The sequence below is a fragment of the Polaromonas sp. P1_H6 genome, assembly GCF_056405195.1.
Genome location: NZ_JBFUCN010000013.1, coordinates 60,999 through 75,778, shown reverse-complemented (window position 1 = coordinate 75,778; position 14,780 = coordinate 60,999). Strand labels below are relative to the sequence as shown.

20 protein-coding genes are annotated in these 14,780 nt (G+C 63.5%); 12 read left to right on the top strand and 8 right to left on the bottom strand.

All coding sequences use genetic code 11. The annotated features are described in order from the left end of the window. The 5 genes from lipB to AC1D1F_RS13790 are packed head-to-tail and all read right to left on the bottom strand — an operon-like array spanning position 1 to position 2,994. Positions 1 to 711, bottom strand: a complete 711-nt coding sequence (lipB, locus tag AC1D1F_RS13810; RefSeq protein ID WP_477675929.1) for a lipoyl(octanoyl) transferase LipB — start codon at positions 709 to 711, stop codon at positions 1 to 3. Positions 712 to 727: 16 nt separating this feature from the next. Continuing rightward, positions 728 to 1,054, bottom strand: coding sequence for a YbeD family protein (locus tag AC1D1F_RS13805; protein ID WP_477675928.1), 327 nt, complete (start codon positions 1,052 to 1,054; stop codon positions 728 to 730). Positions 1,055 to 1,068: 14 nt separating this feature from the next. Beyond that, positions 1,069 to 1,971, bottom strand: coding sequence for a D-amino acid aminotransferase (locus AC1D1F_RS13800; RefSeq protein ID WP_477675927.1), 903 nt, complete (start codon positions 1,969 to 1,971; stop codon positions 1,069 to 1,071). 46 nt (positions 1,972 to 2,017) lie between these two features. Continuing rightward, on the bottom strand, positions 2,018 to 2,551 hold the full coding sequence (locus AC1D1F_RS13795) for a DUF2062 domain-containing protein (RefSeq protein WP_477675926.1): 534 nt from the start codon (positions 2,549 to 2,551) through the stop codon (positions 2,018 to 2,020). Next, a complete protein-coding gene (locus AC1D1F_RS13790; protein WP_477696802.1) occupies positions 2,548 to 2,994 on the bottom strand; it encodes a DUF4149 domain-containing protein in 447 nt (148 codons plus the stop codon). The genes AC1D1F_RS13795 and AC1D1F_RS13790 overlap by 4 nt, the downstream gene beginning before the upstream one ends. Before the next feature lie 219 nt (positions 2,995 to 3,213). Here AC1D1F_RS13790 and AC1D1F_RS13785 point away from each other — a divergent pair, with 219 nt between their 5' ends. The 10 genes from AC1D1F_RS13785 to AC1D1F_RS13740 all read left to right on the top strand — a co-directional run bounded on the left by AC1D1F_RS13785 (position 3,214) and on the right by AC1D1F_RS13740 (position 10,974). Next, positions 3,214 to 3,714 carry an ATP synthase subunit I gene (locus AC1D1F_RS13785; RefSeq protein ID WP_477677890.1) on the top strand — a complete coding sequence of 167 codons (501 nt, stop codon included), beginning with the start codon at positions 3,214 to 3,216 and terminating at the stop codon, positions 3,712 to 3,714. 12 nt (positions 3,715 to 3,726) lie between these two features. After that, positions 3,727 to 4,599: a F0F1 ATP synthase subunit A gene (gene atpB, locus AC1D1F_RS13780; RefSeq protein WP_477655763.1), complete on the top strand. Its 873-nt coding sequence runs from the start codon at positions 3,727 to 3,729 to the stop codon at positions 4,597 to 4,599. A gap of 72 nt (positions 4,600 to 4,671) precedes the next feature. Continuing rightward, complete coding sequence (atpE, locus tag AC1D1F_RS13775; protein WP_007868969.1) at positions 4,672 to 4,935, top strand: F0F1 ATP synthase subunit C; 264 nt, start codon at positions 4,672 to 4,674, stop codon at positions 4,933 to 4,935. Positions 4,936 to 5,009: 74 nt separating this feature from the next. Next, the gene (locus tag AC1D1F_RS13770; protein ID WP_477677889.1) at positions 5,010 to 5,480 is read left to right on the top strand and encodes a F0F1 ATP synthase subunit B; all 471 of its coding nucleotides are present in this window, start codon (positions 5,010 to 5,012) and stop codon (positions 5,478 to 5,480) included. A gap of 12 nt (positions 5,481 to 5,492) precedes the next feature. Then, positions 5,493 to 6,023: a F0F1 ATP synthase subunit delta gene (locus AC1D1F_RS13765; protein ID WP_477655761.1), complete on the top strand. Its 531-nt coding sequence runs from the start codon at positions 5,493 to 5,495 to the stop codon at positions 6,021 to 6,023. Between the two features lie 62 nt (positions 6,024 to 6,085). Further along, positions 6,086 to 7,639: a F0F1 ATP synthase subunit alpha gene (atpA, locus tag AC1D1F_RS13760; RefSeq protein WP_411884717.1), complete on the top strand. Its 1,554-nt coding sequence runs from the start codon at positions 6,086 to 6,088 to the stop codon at positions 7,637 to 7,639. A gap of 47 nt (positions 7,640 to 7,686) precedes the next feature. Continuing rightward, positions 7,687 to 8,553: a F0F1 ATP synthase subunit gamma gene (gene atpG / locus AC1D1F_RS13755; RefSeq protein ID WP_477655760.1), complete on the top strand. Its 867-nt coding sequence runs from the start codon at positions 7,687 to 7,689 to the stop codon at positions 8,551 to 8,553. Positions 8,554 to 8,558: 5 nt separating this feature from the next. Next, positions 8,559 to 9,074 carry a hypothetical protein gene (locus AC1D1F_RS13750; RefSeq protein WP_477696801.1) on the top strand — a complete coding sequence of 172 codons (516 nt, stop codon included), beginning with the start codon at positions 8,559 to 8,561 and terminating at the stop codon, positions 9,072 to 9,074. 28 nt (positions 9,075 to 9,102) lie between these two features. Then, the gene (atpD, locus tag AC1D1F_RS13745) at positions 9,103 to 10,515 is read left to right on the top strand and encodes a F0F1 ATP synthase subunit beta (protein ID WP_477700754.1); all 1,413 of its coding nucleotides are present in this window, start codon (positions 9,103 to 9,105) and stop codon (positions 10,513 to 10,515) included. 39 nt (positions 10,516 to 10,554) lie between these two features. Further along, the gene (locus AC1D1F_RS13740; RefSeq protein WP_477655757.1) at positions 10,555 to 10,974 is read left to right on the top strand and encodes a F0F1 ATP synthase subunit epsilon; all 420 of its coding nucleotides are present in this window, start codon (positions 10,555 to 10,557) and stop codon (positions 10,972 to 10,974) included. Between the two features lie 374 nt (positions 10,975 to 11,348). Here the strand turns inward: AC1D1F_RS13740 and AC1D1F_RS13735 are convergent, their stop codons facing one another. From AC1D1F_RS13735 to AC1D1F_RS13725, 3 genes are read right to left on the bottom strand one after another with little or no spacing between them, the layout of a single operon-like run. Continuing rightward, a complete protein-coding gene (locus AC1D1F_RS13735) occupies positions 11,349 to 11,885 on the bottom strand; it encodes a TPM domain-containing protein (protein WP_477696798.1) in 537 nt (178 codons plus the stop codon). Positions 11,886 to 11,889: 4 nt separating this feature from the next. Beyond that, positions 11,890 to 12,780, bottom strand: coding sequence for a TPM domain-containing protein (locus AC1D1F_RS13730; protein WP_477696797.1), 891 nt, complete (start codon positions 12,778 to 12,780; stop codon positions 11,890 to 11,892). 18 nt (positions 12,781 to 12,798) lie between these two features. After that, positions 12,799 to 13,401, bottom strand: coding sequence for a LemA family protein (locus AC1D1F_RS13725; protein ID WP_477696796.1), 603 nt, complete (start codon positions 13,399 to 13,401; stop codon positions 12,799 to 12,801). A gap of 43 nt (positions 13,402 to 13,444) precedes the next feature. Here AC1D1F_RS13725 and AC1D1F_RS13720 point away from each other — a divergent pair, with 43 nt between their 5' ends. Both AC1D1F_RS13720 and AC1D1F_RS13715 read left to right on the top strand, forming a co-directional pair. Then, the gene (locus AC1D1F_RS13720; protein ID WP_477678782.1) at positions 13,445 to 14,293 is read left to right on the top strand and encodes a hypothetical protein; all 849 of its coding nucleotides are present in this window, start codon (positions 13,445 to 13,447) and stop codon (positions 14,291 to 14,293) included. A gap of 40 nt (positions 14,294 to 14,333) precedes the next feature. After that, positions 14,334 to 14,780: a YybH family protein gene (locus AC1D1F_RS13715; RefSeq protein ID WP_477655751.1), complete on the top strand. Its 447-nt coding sequence runs from the start codon at positions 14,334 to 14,336 to the stop codon at positions 14,778 to 14,780.

Below are 14,780 nucleotides of genomic sequence, written 5' to 3'. Positions count from 1 at the left end.
TTAAGGAGCCAGGTAGGTGACGAGCTTGCGGCCCAGCACATCCGCGGCTTCCTGCCAGCTTGCCGATACCCCGATTGTAGAAAGGTCTGTGGTTTGCAGTCCCACATAGCCGCAAGGGTTGATGCGCGAGAAGGGTTCCAGGTCCATGGCGACATTCAGCGCCACGCCGTGGTAGGTGCAATGCCGGCTGACCTTGATGCCCAGGGCGGCGATCTTGCCGAGGCCGCGAAACGGGTCGGCCGGGTTCAGCGGGCCGGTCAGCGCGGCGTGCGAGGCCGGGTCGTCCAGGCGCACGTAAATGCCGGGTGAGCCGGCCACGCGGTGGCCGGTGACGCCGAAATGCGCCAGGGTCTTGATGACGGACTCCTCGATGCGGTAGACGTATTCTTTGACGTAGTAGCCGGCGCGCTTGAGGTCTACCAGCGGGTAGGCCACGACTTGGCCGGGGCCGTGGTAGGTCACCTGGCCGCCGCGGTTGGTCTGCACCACCGGGATGGCGCCGGGATTGAGTACATGGTCGCTTTTGCCCGCGAGGCCCTGGGTATAGACCGGCGGGTGCTCGCAGATCCACAGCTGGTCGGGCTCGCCCTGCGCCGCCTGTAGCCCGCCTTCAGCGGCGCCGGCCGGGTGGCGGGCGGCCGTGAAGGCTTGCATGGCTTCATAGGTGGGCAGGTAGTCGACCCGGCCCAGGTGGCGTGTTTCGGCCTGCATCCGCGGTCCGTCTTGTTTAGAGGACCACTTTGACCATGGGATGCGTGGACAGCGTGCGGTAAAGCTCGTCGAGCTGCTCGCGGCTGGTGGCCGTGACGGTGATGGTCACACCCAGGTAGTTGCCGCCCTTGCTTTCGCGCAATTCAATGGTGGAAGCGTCGAAGGCCGGGTCGAACTGGTGCGCCACCGAGGTGATGGCGGCGACCAGGCCTTCGACCTTGGGGCCCATGACCTTGATGGGGAACTGCGACGGATATTCGATCAGCGACTCCTGGCGCGAAGGCTCGGAGCCGGGGACTCCGATGATTTTCGGGGTGTTCGGAGTATTGGGCGATGTCGTCATGGCAAGGGGTCCTTTCAGGCCTGTTTTACACGCTGGTATTGGGCGTACAGCTTGGCATAGATGGGGCCGGGCCGGCCTTTTTCCAGGCCGTGGCCCACGGGCTGGCCGTCGAGCAGGGTGACCGGCAACACTTCCTTTGTGGCCGAAGACAGCAGAATTTCATCGGCCGCCAGCACTTCGTCGCGTGTGATGCGGCGCAGCTCGAAGGGAATGCCGGCGGCGCGGCAGATTTCCTCGATCAGGCCGAAGCGTATGCCTTCGAGCACCAGGTTGTCCTTGGGCGGCCCCATGACTTTGCCGTCCTTGACGATCCAGACGTTGCTCGAGGAGGCTTCGCTCAGGTGCTCGCCGCGGAACATCACGGTTTCCACCGCGCCGGCGTCGACGCTGATCTGCCGCGCGAACACCGCGCCCAGCAGGCTGGTGCTTTTGATGTGGGCTTTTTCCCAGCGGAAGTCGTTGGCCGTCACGCAGGCCACACCGGCCTCGCGCTGCTGAGCGCTGGGCAGTTTCATGGCATTGGCCACCGCGAACACGGTGGGCGTGAGGCCGGGCAGCATGGGGTGGTCGCGCATGGCCACGCCGCGGCTGAGCTGGATATAGACAAGCTGGTTGCCGCTTTCGGCCGGCGTACCGGTGGATTGCGCGTGGGCCGCGACCAGTTTCAGGGCCATGGCCTGCCATTCGTCACGCGTCATCGGGTTGGGGATGCGCAGCTCGGCCAGGCTGCGGTCCAGGCGCGCCATGTGCTGCTCAAAGCGGAACAGCCGGCCGCCGTAGGCCGGCACCACTTCGTACACGCCGTCGCCGAAGATGAAGCCGCGGTCCATCACGCTGATCTTGGCGTCTTTCAGGGGAGTGAATTCGCCGTTGAGGTAGCAGGGCGTGTCGGGAAGGCTGGGGGAAGGCGTGGTCATGGTGAAGTTGAAGAAGAGAAAAAGTGGATGCCGGATTGTCCGGTGTTTAGCGGTGGCGGCGCTTGAACCAGACGCGCAGGCGCCAGGCCAGCTTGACCAGCAGGTAGCCGGCGGTCGAACCCAGCACCGCAAACAGGCCCATGCCCAGTATGGCAGGCCCGCCGAAGGAGGCGAGCCAGGCGACCACGCCCACGCCTTCGGAGATATGCACCGGCGGTGGCGCATCGAGCACCAAGCTGCCGACCTGGTAGGCCAGCCAGAGCCAGAAGCCCACGGTGAAGGGGTTGGTGATGAACGTAATGCCGGCCGCGACCGGGATGTTGGCGCGCCACCAGACGCTGTGGGCCGCGGCCGCCACGATTTGCGCGAACGGAAGCGCAAAAGCCCAGAAGATGCCGATGGCCACGCCGCGCGCCACGGCTTCGTGCTGCAGCCGCCACAGCTGTGGGTCCAGCACACGGTGCGCCACCGGCCTGAGCCAGGGATGGGCGGCCAGCGCCTCGCGGGTCGGCACCGACGCCTTCAGGCGTTCCAGCCAGCCGGCGGGTTTTCGGGGTTTGTGCCGCGGCTTCTTCTTCACGCGAGAAAAATGACGGCGGCGATGGCCAGCGCGCCCAGTGCGAGGTTGACGATGGCCAGGGTGGCGATCTGCCCGACACGGCGTCCGCCCTCGGGCCAGTCGGAGGCGCTGACAGCCAGCTTGAGGCGGCGGAAAGGGCCGAAATACAGGTGGCCGAAAAGCGCGAACATCAACAGGCCCAGGCCGAACATCAGGTGCCAGCCGGTGGGCGCGGTTTTCATGCCGACGGCCAGCAGCATGGCCAGACCGGTCAGCAGCAGGATCGCGATGGAAACCCAGACCCCCACAAAAAAGCGCCGCAGCACCTGCACGATCAGGGGCAGGCGCTGCGGCGGCGCGAGTTGCTCGGCGGCGGCGGGGCGCAGGGCGAACAGCATGAAGGAAATTCCGCCCAGCCAGGCAATGGCGGCGGCGAGGTGCAGGAATTTCATCAGGGCGTGCATGAGGGGATCTTTCAGTGGGGGTGGGCGGCGCCGGCCGTCGGGCCGTGTTGTCAGTCCATTGTGAACCAGCAGCCTGGTGTTTACCCCGATGCACGCGAGGAAGGCCCCTAATTCAACCCCGAGCCGGGGTTTTTGTCGGAGCGCTGGGGTTTCTACGTATAATCAAGGGCTTTGCTAATAGCGGCCCCTGTAACTTTCCCGTAATTTGTAGGTTTCAAAATGACAAATTCGGCGAAGTCGGCAACGAACCCGGTCTCCCGGGCAGTTACAGATGAGTTTGAGGCGGATGTGGAGGCTTTCAAGCCCCTGACCCGTGAAGAAGCCCAAAAGCTTCGTGAAACGGTTCCGCTTCTTTCCCCTTGGTCGGTGTTGGCGGGGCAGTTGGCGGTTGGTGTTCTGGTGGCATGTGTCACTTGGGCCCTGACAGGCCAGCGGTCCGCCGGCTGGTCGGCGCTCTACGGGGCGCTGGCGGTGGTGATTCCGGCGGCGCTTTTTGCGCGCGGTTTGACCGGCAAAGTGTGGTCTATGAATCCAGGCACTGCGGTGGCTGGATTCTTTTTGTGGGAAATGGTCAAGATCGCCTTGACGGTGGCAATGCTGTTTGCCGCGCCAAGGCTGGTTTCGATGCTGAGTTGGCCGGCCATGCTGGTCGGCCTGGTGGTGACAATGAAAACGTCCTGGATCGCGTTGTTGTTCGCGGTCAGGAAAAATAAACTTTGAGGCGAGCAATAAATGGCTGCTGAGAATGCTGCTGGACATGGCGGTCCAACCGCTGGTGAATACATCGTTCACCACCTGACGCACTGGCGTAACAAGGAACTTGTTGGCCCGTTCGATCTGAGCGTCATCAATATCGACTCCACCATTTTCACCATCCTTTTGGGTGTGATCGGCTGCTTCCTGCTCTGGAAAGCCGCCCGCAAAGCCACCTCCGGCGTTCCCGGCCGTTTCCAGGCCGCGGTTGAAATCCTCGTTGAAATGGTCGACGCGCAAGCCAAGGGCATCGTGCACAACGCCGAAAGCCGCAAGCTGGTCGCGCCGCTGGCCCTCACCGTGTTTGTCTGGATCTTCCTGCTGAACGCCATGGACTTGCTGCCGGTCGACCTGCTGCCGGTGCTGTGGGCCTGGGTGTATGGTGCTGCCGGCCATGACGCGCACCACGCTTACATGCGCTCGGTGCCCACCGCCGACCTTTCCATCACCATGGGCCTGTCCATGGGCGTGCTGATCACCTGCCTGGTCTACAACGTCAAGATCAAGGGCGTGGGCGGCTGGATCCACGAGTTGTTCACCGCGCCTTTCGGCAACCACTGGGCGCTGTACCCCTTCAACTTCCTGATGCAGGTCATCGAGTTTGTCGCCAAGACGGTCTCCCACGGCATGCGACTGTTCGGCAACATGTATGCCGGCGAACTGATTTTCCTGCTGATCGCCCTGATGGGCGGCGCCTGGTCGCTGTCGGCGACCGGCATCGGCCTGGCCATCGGCCACATCATCGCGGGCTCGGCCTGGGCGATTTTCCACATCCTGATCATCACGCTGCAAGCCTTCGTGTTCATGATGCTGACGCTGGTGTATATCGGCCAGGCGCACGATCACCACTAGTCAGGCAACAGCTCAGTTATCCCCCGTTTTCGTTTTTGTTTTTCTCTCGTAACCAAGTCCTAAGGAGTCATCATGGAAGTTATTAGTTTTGTCGCTCTGGCCGCCGGCCTCATCATTGGCCTGGGCGCAGTCGGCGCTTGTATCGGCATCGGCATCATGGGCAGCAAATACCTCGAAGCAGCTGCACGCCAGCCTGAACTGATGGGCGAACTGCAGACCAAGATGTTCCTGCTGGCCGGCCTGATCGACGCCGCTTTCATTATCGGCACGGGTATCGCGCTGTGGTTCGCCACCGCCAACCCCTTCCTGGCGCAAATCGCCAACCTGCCCAAGTAAGCATTGATCAAAGTCCCAAGAATGTCATTCCTTCGGGCCGGCTTCTGGCTGGGCCCCAAGGGAAAGGATGAGCAGTGAGCATTACCGGTACCCTAATTGTCCAGCTGATCGTGTTCCTGATTTTGGTCGGGTTCACGATGAAGTTTGTGTGGCCACCCATCGCGGCGGCCCTGGACGCGCGCGCGCAAAAAATCGCTGACGGCCTTGCTGCTGCCGACAAAGCCAAATCCGAACTCTCCGTCGCCAACAAGCGCGTGGAAGAAGAGCTGGCCAAGTCGCGCAACGAAGCGGCCGTGCGCCTGGCTGAAGCCGAGCGCCGGGGCCAGGCCCTGATCGAAGAGGCCAAGGCCAAGGCCACCGAAGAAGGCGGCAAGATCATCGCCGCCGCCAAGGTCGAAGCCGAGCAGCAAGCCGTCAAGGCACGCGAAGCCCTGCGCGAGCAGGTGGCAGCGCTGGCCGTCAAGGGCGCCGAGCAGATTCTGCGCAAGGAAGTCAATGCCGGTGTGCATGCTGACTTGCTGGGCCGCCTGAAGACCGAACTCTAAGCGAGCATCAACATGGCAGAACTAGCCACCATTGCCCGTCCCTACGCTGAAGCGCTGTTCAAGGCCTCCGGCTCCGACCTGGGCGGCACCGCCGTCTGGCTCGACGAGCTGGCCGCCATCGCTGCCAATGCGCAGCTGCAGCAGTTCGCCGGCAACCCCGGCGTCACTTCGGCGCAGGCGTTCGACGTGATTTCGGGCGTTGCCAAAACCAAGCTGCCGGACGCCGCGAAAAACTTCCTGCGCACAGTGATCGAGAACGGCCGCCTCGGCGCCCTGCCGGAAATCGCCGCGCAGTTCCGTGTCCTGAAAAATGCGCAGAGCGGTTCGTCCGATGCGACCGTCTACAGCGCTTTCGCGCTCGACGGCGCAGCGCTGGCCGGCCTGTCAGCAACGCTGGAAAAACGTTTTGGCAAGAAGCTCAACCTCCAGGTTGAGCTGGAGCCGGCCCTGATCGGGGGCGTGCGAGTCGTGGTGGGTGACGAGGTGCTGGACACCTCGGTCAAAGCCCGTTTAGAGCAAATGAAAGTGGCGCTGATCTCCTGAGCCGGTGCCCAGGCGCCATCCGCAGGTTTTAAGCCAACAAACATAGAAAGAAGGAAAGAGTCATGCAACTCAATCCCGCAGAAATTTCTGAACTGATCAAGAGCCGTATTGAAGGCCTGACCGGCAGCAGCGACATCCGCAACCAGGGCACCGTGGTGTCCGTGACCGACGGTATCGTCCGCATCCACGGCCTGTCCGACGTGATGCAGGGCGAAATGCTGGAATTCCCCGCAACCGCCGACGGTACCCCCACCTACGGCCTGGCACTGAACCTCGAGCGCGACTCGGTCGGTTCCGTGATTTTGGGTGAATACGAACACATCGCCGAAGGCGACACCGTCAAGTGCACCGGCCGCATTCTGGAAGTGCCTGTCGGCCCCGAGCTGCTCGGCCGCGTGGTGAACGCCCTGGGCCAGCCTATCGACGGCAAGGGCCCGATCAACGCCAAGCTCACCGACGTGATCGAAAAGGTCGCGCCCGGCGTGATCGCCCGTAAATCCGTCGACCAGCCCCTGCAGACCGGCCTGAAGTCCATCGACTCCATGGTGCCCGTCGGCCGCGGCCAGCGCGAGCTGATCATCGGCGACCGCCAGACCGGCAAGACGGCCGTGGCCATCGACGCCATCATCAACCAGAAGGGCAAAGGCGTTTCCTGCGTCTACGTCGCGATCGGCCAGAAGGCTTCCTCGATCAAGAACGTGGTGCGCTCGCTGGAGCAAGCCGGCGCCATGGAATACACCATCGTCGTGGCGGCTTCCGCTTCCGAATCCGCCGCCATGCAATACGTCAGCGCCTACTCCGGCTGCACCATGGGCGAATACTTCCGCGACCGCGGCGAAGACGCGCTGATCGTGTATGACGATTTGTCCAAGCAGGCCGTGGCCTACCGCCAGGTTTCGCTGCTGCTGCGCCGTCCGCCAGGCCGCGAAGCCTATCCCGGCGACGTGTTCTATCTCCACAGCCGCCTGCTCGAGCGCGCAGCCCGCGTGAACGAGAAGTACGTTGAAGACTTCACCAAGGGTGCGGTCAAAGGCAAGACCGGTTCGCTGACCGCGCTGCCGATCATCGAAACGCAGGCCGGCGACGTGTCCGCTTTCGTTCCGACCAACGTGATCTCGATCACCGACGGCCAGATCTTCCTGGAAACCAGCCTGTTCAACGCCGGTATCCGCCCCGCCATCAACGCCGGTATCTCGGTGTCGCGCGTCGGTGGTGCAGCCCAGACCAAGCTGATCAAGAACCTGTCCGGCGGTATCCGTACCGACTTGGCCCAGTACCGTGAACTGGCTGCCTTCGCGCAGTTCGCTTCCGACCTGGACGAAGCCACCCGCAAGCAGCTGGACCGCGGCGCCCGCGTGACCGAACTGCTCAAGCAGGCCCAGTACTCGCCTCTGTCCATCTCCAACATGGCGGCCACGCTGTTCGCCGTGAACAAGGGCTTCATGGACGACGTGGAAGTCAAGAAGGTCCTGGCTTTCGAGCACGGCCTGCACGCTTACCTGAAGGACAAGAACGCGGCCCTGATGGCCAAGCTCGAAGCCAACAAGGCCATGGACAAGGATGCTGAGGCTGAACTGAACACGGCCGTGGCCGAGTTCAAGAAGTCGTTCGCCTGAAGGCGTGACGGCTACATCAGTTAAGGCAAGAACCTCCAGGAAATCCTATGGCAGCAGGTAAAGAGATTCGCGGCAAGATCAAATCGGTGGAAAACACCAAGAAGATCACCAAGGCCATGGAAATGGTGGCCGCCTCCAAGATGCGCAAGGCGCAGGAGCGGATGCGCGCTGCCCGTCCTTACAGCGACAAGATCCGCAACATCACGGCCAACCTGAGTCAGGCCAACCCCGAGTACACCCACGCGTTCATGGAGTCCAACGACGCCAAGGCCACCGGGTTCATCGTGGTGACGACCGACAAGGGCCTGTGCGGCGGCATGAACACCAACGTGCTGCGCGCCGTGACGGCCAAGCTCAAGGAAGTGCAGGCCGCCGGCCATGATGCCAAGGCAGTCGCCATCGGCAACAAGGGCCTCGGTTTTCTGAACCGTGTGGGCGCCAAGGTGGTGTCGCACGCGACCCAGCTCGGCGACAAGCCGCACCTGGAAAAACTGATCGGCCCCGTCAAGGTGCTGCTCGATGCGTACAGCGAAGGCAAGATCAACGCGGTGTACCTGTGCTACACCAAGTTCATCAACACCATGCGCCAGGAACCGGTGGTCGAGCAGCTGCTGCCGCTGACAGCGGCGCACCTGCAGGCCGACAAGGACCAGCACGGCTGGGATTACATCTACGAGCCTGACGCGCAGACCGTGATCGACGACCTGCTGGTCCGCTACGTGGAAGCGCTGGTCTACCAGGCGGTTGCCGAGAACATGGCGTCCGAGCAGTCCGCCCGCATGGTGGCCATGAAGGCCGCCACCGACAACGCCGGCAGCGTGATCGGCGAACTCAAGCTGGTTTACAACAAAACGCGTCAAGCGGCGATTACGAAAGAACTTTCGGAAATCGTTGCCGGTGCTGCTGCGGTTTGATTCACATGAAAATCATTCTCACAGCTATCCTGGCTTCCGTTCTGGCGCTTGCCGGTTGCGGTGTCACGTCGAAGACGCAGACGCTCAGCAGCAACGCTTCGGCGGCGGCCAATGTCGCTGGCCTGAGCATGAAGATCTCGGACGCCGCACGCATCCGCATGCGGGACAATCCGGGCTTCAAGGAAGACCAGTTGCAGTCGGCAATCACGGGTGACCTGACCAAGCGCAAGCTGTTGCTGCCCGGCTCGACGCAGACCCTCGATGTGAACGTGACTGATCTGCGCGTGCGCAATGGCGCGGCCGTCTACTTCGCCGGCGTGTTCGCCGGCAATGACTTTGTGGTGGCTGATGTCATCGTCAAGGACGCGGCCGGCAAAATCCTCAAGAGCAGCCAGATCAACGTGACGTTCCGCCTTGCGAGCTGGGGAAGCATGGGAACCGCCGCGCGCAATGCGCAAATGTATGAGACGTTTGCGCGCCATGTGGCCGCAGTAGTCGATCCTTCCATCTCGGTGGAATGAGTCAAAAATCTGATAACGGAGTTTCAATATGAATAACGCTTCACAAGCTCAAGGCAAAATCGTTCAATGTATCGGTGCGGTGGTTGACGTGGAATTCGCGCGCAACCAGATGCCCAAGATCTATGACGCGCTGAAAATGGAAGGCTCCGCGCTGACGCTGGAAGTCCAGCAGCAGCTGGGCGACGGCATCGTGCGCACCATCGCGCTGGGCACCTCCGACGGCCTGCGCCGCGGCAACATGGTGTACAACACCGGCGCCAACATCACGGTTCCCGTCGGCAAGGCCACGCTGGGCCGCATCATGGACGTGCTGGGCGCGCCCATCGACGAGCGCGGCCCGGTCGACCAGACCCTGACCGCTCCCATCCACCGCAAGGCGCCTGCTTATGACGAACTCTCGCCATCGCAGGAACTGCTGGAAACCGGCATCAAGGTGATTGACCTGGTTTGCCCGTTCGCCAAGGGCGGCAAAGTGGGCCTGTTCGGCGGCGCCGGCGTCGGCAAGACCGTGAACATGATGGAACTCATCAACAACATCGCCAAGGCGCACTCGGGCCTGTCCGTGTTCGCCGGTGTGGGTGAGCGTACCCGCGAAGGCAATGACTTCTACCACGAGATGGCCGACTCCGGCGTCGTGAACCTCGAGAACCTCGGCGAATCCAAAGTGGCCATGGTCTACGGCCAGATGAACGAGCCCCCAGGAAACCGCCTGCGCGTCGCGCTGACCGGCCTGACGATCGCCGAATCCTTCCGTGACGAAGGCCGCGATGTGCTGTTCTTCGTGGACAACATCTACCGCTACACACTGGCCGGTACCGAAGTGTCCGCGCTGCTGGGCCGTATGCCTTCCGCCGTGGGTTACCAGCCTACGCTGGCCGAAGAAATGGGCCGCCTGCAAGAGCGTATTACCTCCACCAAGGTCGGCTCCATCACTTCCATCCAGGCCGTTTACGTCCCTGCCGATGACTTGACCGACCCGTCGCCCGCCACCACCTTCGCCCACCTGGACTCCACCGTGGTGCTGAGCCGTGACATCGCCTCGCTGGGTATCTACCCCGCGGTCGACCCGCTCGACTCCACCAGCCGCCAGCTGGACCCGAACGTCGTCGGTGAAGACCACTACGCAACGGCCCGCGCCGTGCAAGGCACGCTGCAGCGCTACAAGGAACTCCGCGACATCATCGCGATTCTGGGCATGGACGAACTGGCCCCTGAAGACAAGCTGGCCGTGGCCCGCGCCCGCAAGATCCAGCGTTTCCTGTCGCAGCCTTTCCACGTCGCTGAAGTGTTCACCGGCTCGCCCGGCAAGTACGTCAGCCTGGCCGAAACGATTCGCGGCTTCAAGATGATTGTGGCCGGCGAGTGCGATCACCTGCCGGAACAAGCGTTTTACATGGTCGGCACGATTGATGAGGCATTCGAAAAGGCGAAGAAGGTCTAAGGCTCAGGCCCCAAAACTTTTTCTCACTAAGGATCGCTTATGTCAACCACCATTCACGTCGACGTCGTATCCGCAGAAGAGTCCATCTTCTCGGGCGAAGCCAAGTTCGTGGCATTGCCTGGCGAAGCCGGCGAGCTGGGCATTTACCCGCGCCACACGCCGCTGATCACCCGCATCAAGCCGGGCGCCGTGCGCATTGAAAAAGCCGACGGCACGGAAGAATTCGTCTTCGTGGCCGGCGGCCTGCTCGAAGTGCAGCCCAACTGCGTGACGGTGTTGAGCGACACCGCCATCCGCGGCAAGGACCTGGACGAGACCAAGGCCAGCGAAGCCCGCGCTGCGGCCGAGGAAGCGCTGAAGAACGCCAAGAGCGACATCGACATCGCCATGGCCCAGTCTGAACTCGCCGTCATGGCCGCGCAGATCGCCGCCTTGCGCAAGTACCGTCAGAAGAAGTAATACACACGCCTCCGGTTCCACCGGATCGCATCAAGCCCCTGCCGAAAGCCAGGGGCTTTTTTGTGGGTGGCACGTTGGGAGGTGTGCGGACGGTAGGCCTTTAGCGCTCATGCTGTTGCGCAAATGCCGCAAATAACAACTCGACACGCTAAATGACAGCCAGCCGGCATACCCCCGCCTTATCGTTGGCACAGGATTTCAACTGAAGCAACGAGGTGAGGCTATGAACAGCACGCTGGACAGTCTGACATGGGGGGATGAGCTTTCACCGCACCGCAGGGGGAAGCGTTCGCGCATGACCTGGGTACGGCGGGTACTCGTCGTGCTGACAGCTTTATTCGTCCTGGGCGTTTTGCTGTCGCCCTGAGCCGTTCTTATTGCAGCAGCGGCGTATCGGGCAACTCATTGGTGTTCGCCTCCGGGCTGCCGGCATCCACCGCGAAGTGTTGCATCAACACGGCCGAGGTTTCCTCCAGCGCCTGCGTCAACCCGTCTTCATAACGCTGCTCGCGGAAGGCCACCGCCATGCGGGCCACCATGGCCTGCCATTGGTTCGGGCCCACCTGCCGCGCCACGCCGCGGTCGGCCACGATCTCGATCGCACGCTCGGCCAGCAATACGTAAATCAGCACGCCGTTGTTGTGTTCGGTGTCCCAGACCCGCAGCTTGCCGAACATCGTCACCGCGCGCTGGCGCGTGAGTGTGGGGATGGAAAGCTGTTTGCCCAGCCGCCGCAGATAGCTCAGGGGCAGCGAAGCTTCCACGCAGATACGGATCTCGCCGCTGTGACGCTGCTCGCTGGCCGCCACGCGCCGCGTGAGCCGTTCCAGCATGTCGGGCGGGATGGCGCGCCTGGCGTCGGATGCGTCAAGCCAGAGATGCTTGAGGATAGTTTTGAGTTTGTTGAGCATGTGCCTACCAGTCTCCCGAGGCGCCGCCGCCGCCAAAATCACCACCACCGCCGCTGCTGAAACCACCGCCATCACTGCTGCTGCCGCCGCTCCAGCCGCCTGAGGAGCGCCCGCCGCTGCCCAGGGCGCCCAGGCTGGCGACCAGCGCGAACACCGTGCCCACCAGGATGGCAAGGCCGGCCACGATCAGGCTGCTGGTGAAAACCCAGGCCAGCACACCGACCACACCGCCGGTGGCCAGCGAGCCGAACTTGCGCCCCAGGACCATGGCGGCAATCCGCCCGCCTATCGGCACGGCAAAAAACAGGAAGACGGCGAGGTCGGTCCATTCGAAACCGTCGTTGGTGCTGCCGCTGCGGCGTTCGGGCGCGGGCAGGTTTTCGCCGCTGATCCGCGCGATGAGCTGGTCGGCCGCGGCGTTCAGTCCGCCGGCGAAGTCGCCCTGCTTGAAACGCGGCGTGATGGCTGTGTCTATCACCTGGCGCGCCGCCAGGTCGGGGATCGCGCCTTCCAGCGCCTTCGTGGTTTCGATGCGTACCTTGCGGTCGTTTTTGGCCACCACCAGCAAGAGGCCGTCGCCGACGCCCTTGCGGCCTATCTTCCAGCTGTCGCCTACGCGTTGCGCATAGGCGGCGATGTCTTCCGGCTGGGTTGTGGGCACGATGAGGAACACGACCTGGGCGCCCCGGCTTTGTTCAAACGCCGTGAGCTTGGCCTCGAGCGCATCGCGCTGCGCCGCGTCCAGTGTGCCGGTGCCGTCCATGACATGGGCCGTCAGCACCGGTACCGCCTGCACACCGCCCTGCGCCCAGGCCGCCAGCGGCAGCCAGGCGGCCAGCAGCAGGCCCAGCACCAGCAGGGCGCCGCGGTGAAGGAGTAGCGCGGGTCGCTGCACGGCCGGGTCCGCTGCGTTTTATTTCTTGTTGAAATCCACCACCGGCGGCGTGGAGATCTGCGCCTCGTTCTGCACCGAGAAGTTGGGCTTGACCTGGTAGCTGAACATCATGGCCGTCAGGTTGCTCGGAAAGCTGCGTGCGAGCACGTTGTATTCCTGCACGGTCTGGATGTAGCGGTTGCGCGCCACGGTGATGCGGTTCTCGGTGCCTTCGAGCTGCACGCGCAGGTCGCGGAATCCCTGGTTGGCCTTCAGGTCGGGGTAACGTTCGCTGACCACCATGAGGCGGCTCAGCGCGCCGCCGAGTTCACCCTGCGCCGCCTGGAATTTGCGGAAGGCGGCCGGGTCGTTCAGGGTTTCGGGCGTCACCTGGATCGACGTCGCCTTGGCGCGCGCCTCCACCACCTTGGTCAGCGTGTCCTGCTCAAACTGGGCTTCACCCTTGACCGTGGCCACGATGTTGGGCACCAGGTCGGCGCGGCGCTGGTACTGGTTCAGCACCTCGGACCAGGCCGACTTGCTTTGCTCGTCCAGGCGCTGGAAGTCGTTGTAGCCGCAGCCCGTGAGCAGCAGGCCCAGCAGGGCCGCGAAGGTGAATGTCAAAAAGCGGGATATCGTCATGTCGCTGCTCCGAAAATGCAAGCCGCAACACTAACATAGTCGAATGTCCTTTCCTTCCCAGCCTCCCGTCGCGGGCAGCCCGCTGCAGGCCTTGCAGTCCGCGATGCGCCCCGTATCCACCGCCCCAGGCAAGCCGCGCCTGCTGGTGGCCGGCGCCACCGGCGTGCTGGGCAACGAGGTGCTGCGCCGCCTGGCCGGCAGCGGCCGCTATGCGCACACCGAAGTGCTGGCCACCGAAGCCATGGCGACCGGGCTGTCCGGCGTCGGCATCGCGCTCACGGGTGCGCCCTTGCCGATAGAACAATGGGCCGCCAGGCCGCTGCCGGCGCATACCGGGCTGGTCATGTTCGAGCCGCCACGCATGTACTACGGACGTGAGCGCACGCTCTGGACGCCGGCGCCTTCAGAGTTGCCCGCGCTGGCGCAGTGGTTCAAGCGCTGCGGCGTACAGACCCTGGTCGTGGTGGTGCCGCATGCCACCGGGCGCCTGCCCGACGCGCTCAAGCGCGGCCTGGCCAACCTTGACGAGCAGGCTGTCGCCGCCCTGGGGTTTGAACGCCTGCTGCTGGTGCGCTCGGCGCGCAAGGCGCAGGACGCGGCGGGGAAGAACTTTCTGGAGAGGGTCGCGTCCTGGATGCTGTCCACCCTCAAGTTCATGGTTCCTCAGGCCGAGCAGCCGGTGCGGCCCGCCAAGCTCGCCGAGTTTGTCGATGCCGCGCTGCAGGTCTTGCCGCCCGGCACCCATGTGGCCGCGCCGGAATTGCTGTGGCAGGCCAACCAGAGCGGCGGTGGGCGTTTGGGCGGCGGTAGCATGCAAGGCGTGGTGCAGGCCTGGCTTGCTGCGGCGCGCAATCCCGCGCAGAATTCAACACCAAATGCCGGGCAGGATTGACGCCGGCGCCTCCCTTGCCAGAACCCTTTTGATCGCCTCCATGCCCAAACCCAGAGTCCCGCCCGCCAGCACCGGCAACGCCGATGACATCGAAGCGGCTTTTTACGAGGCGCTGCAAAGCGGCGACATTGAAAAGCTCATGGCCTGCTGGGGCGACGACGACGACATCGTCTGCGTGCACCCGGGGGGCGCCCGGCTTGTGGGGCCGGCGGCCATACGCGCGACGTTCGACGCGATGTTCTCCAACGGCACCATACGCGCGCAGGCCATCAAGGTGCGCAAGGTCGAAACCATGAGCGCCAGCGTGCACAGCGTGCTTGAGCGCATCGAGGTGCTGACCGGGGAAGGCCCGCGCCACGCCTACGTCATCGCCACCAACGTGTACCACAAGACCGCACAAGGCTGGCGCCTGGTGGCCCACCATGCCAGTCCCGGCACGCCGCGCGAAATGCAGGAAGTGTCGGAAACACCCACCGTTCTTCACTGA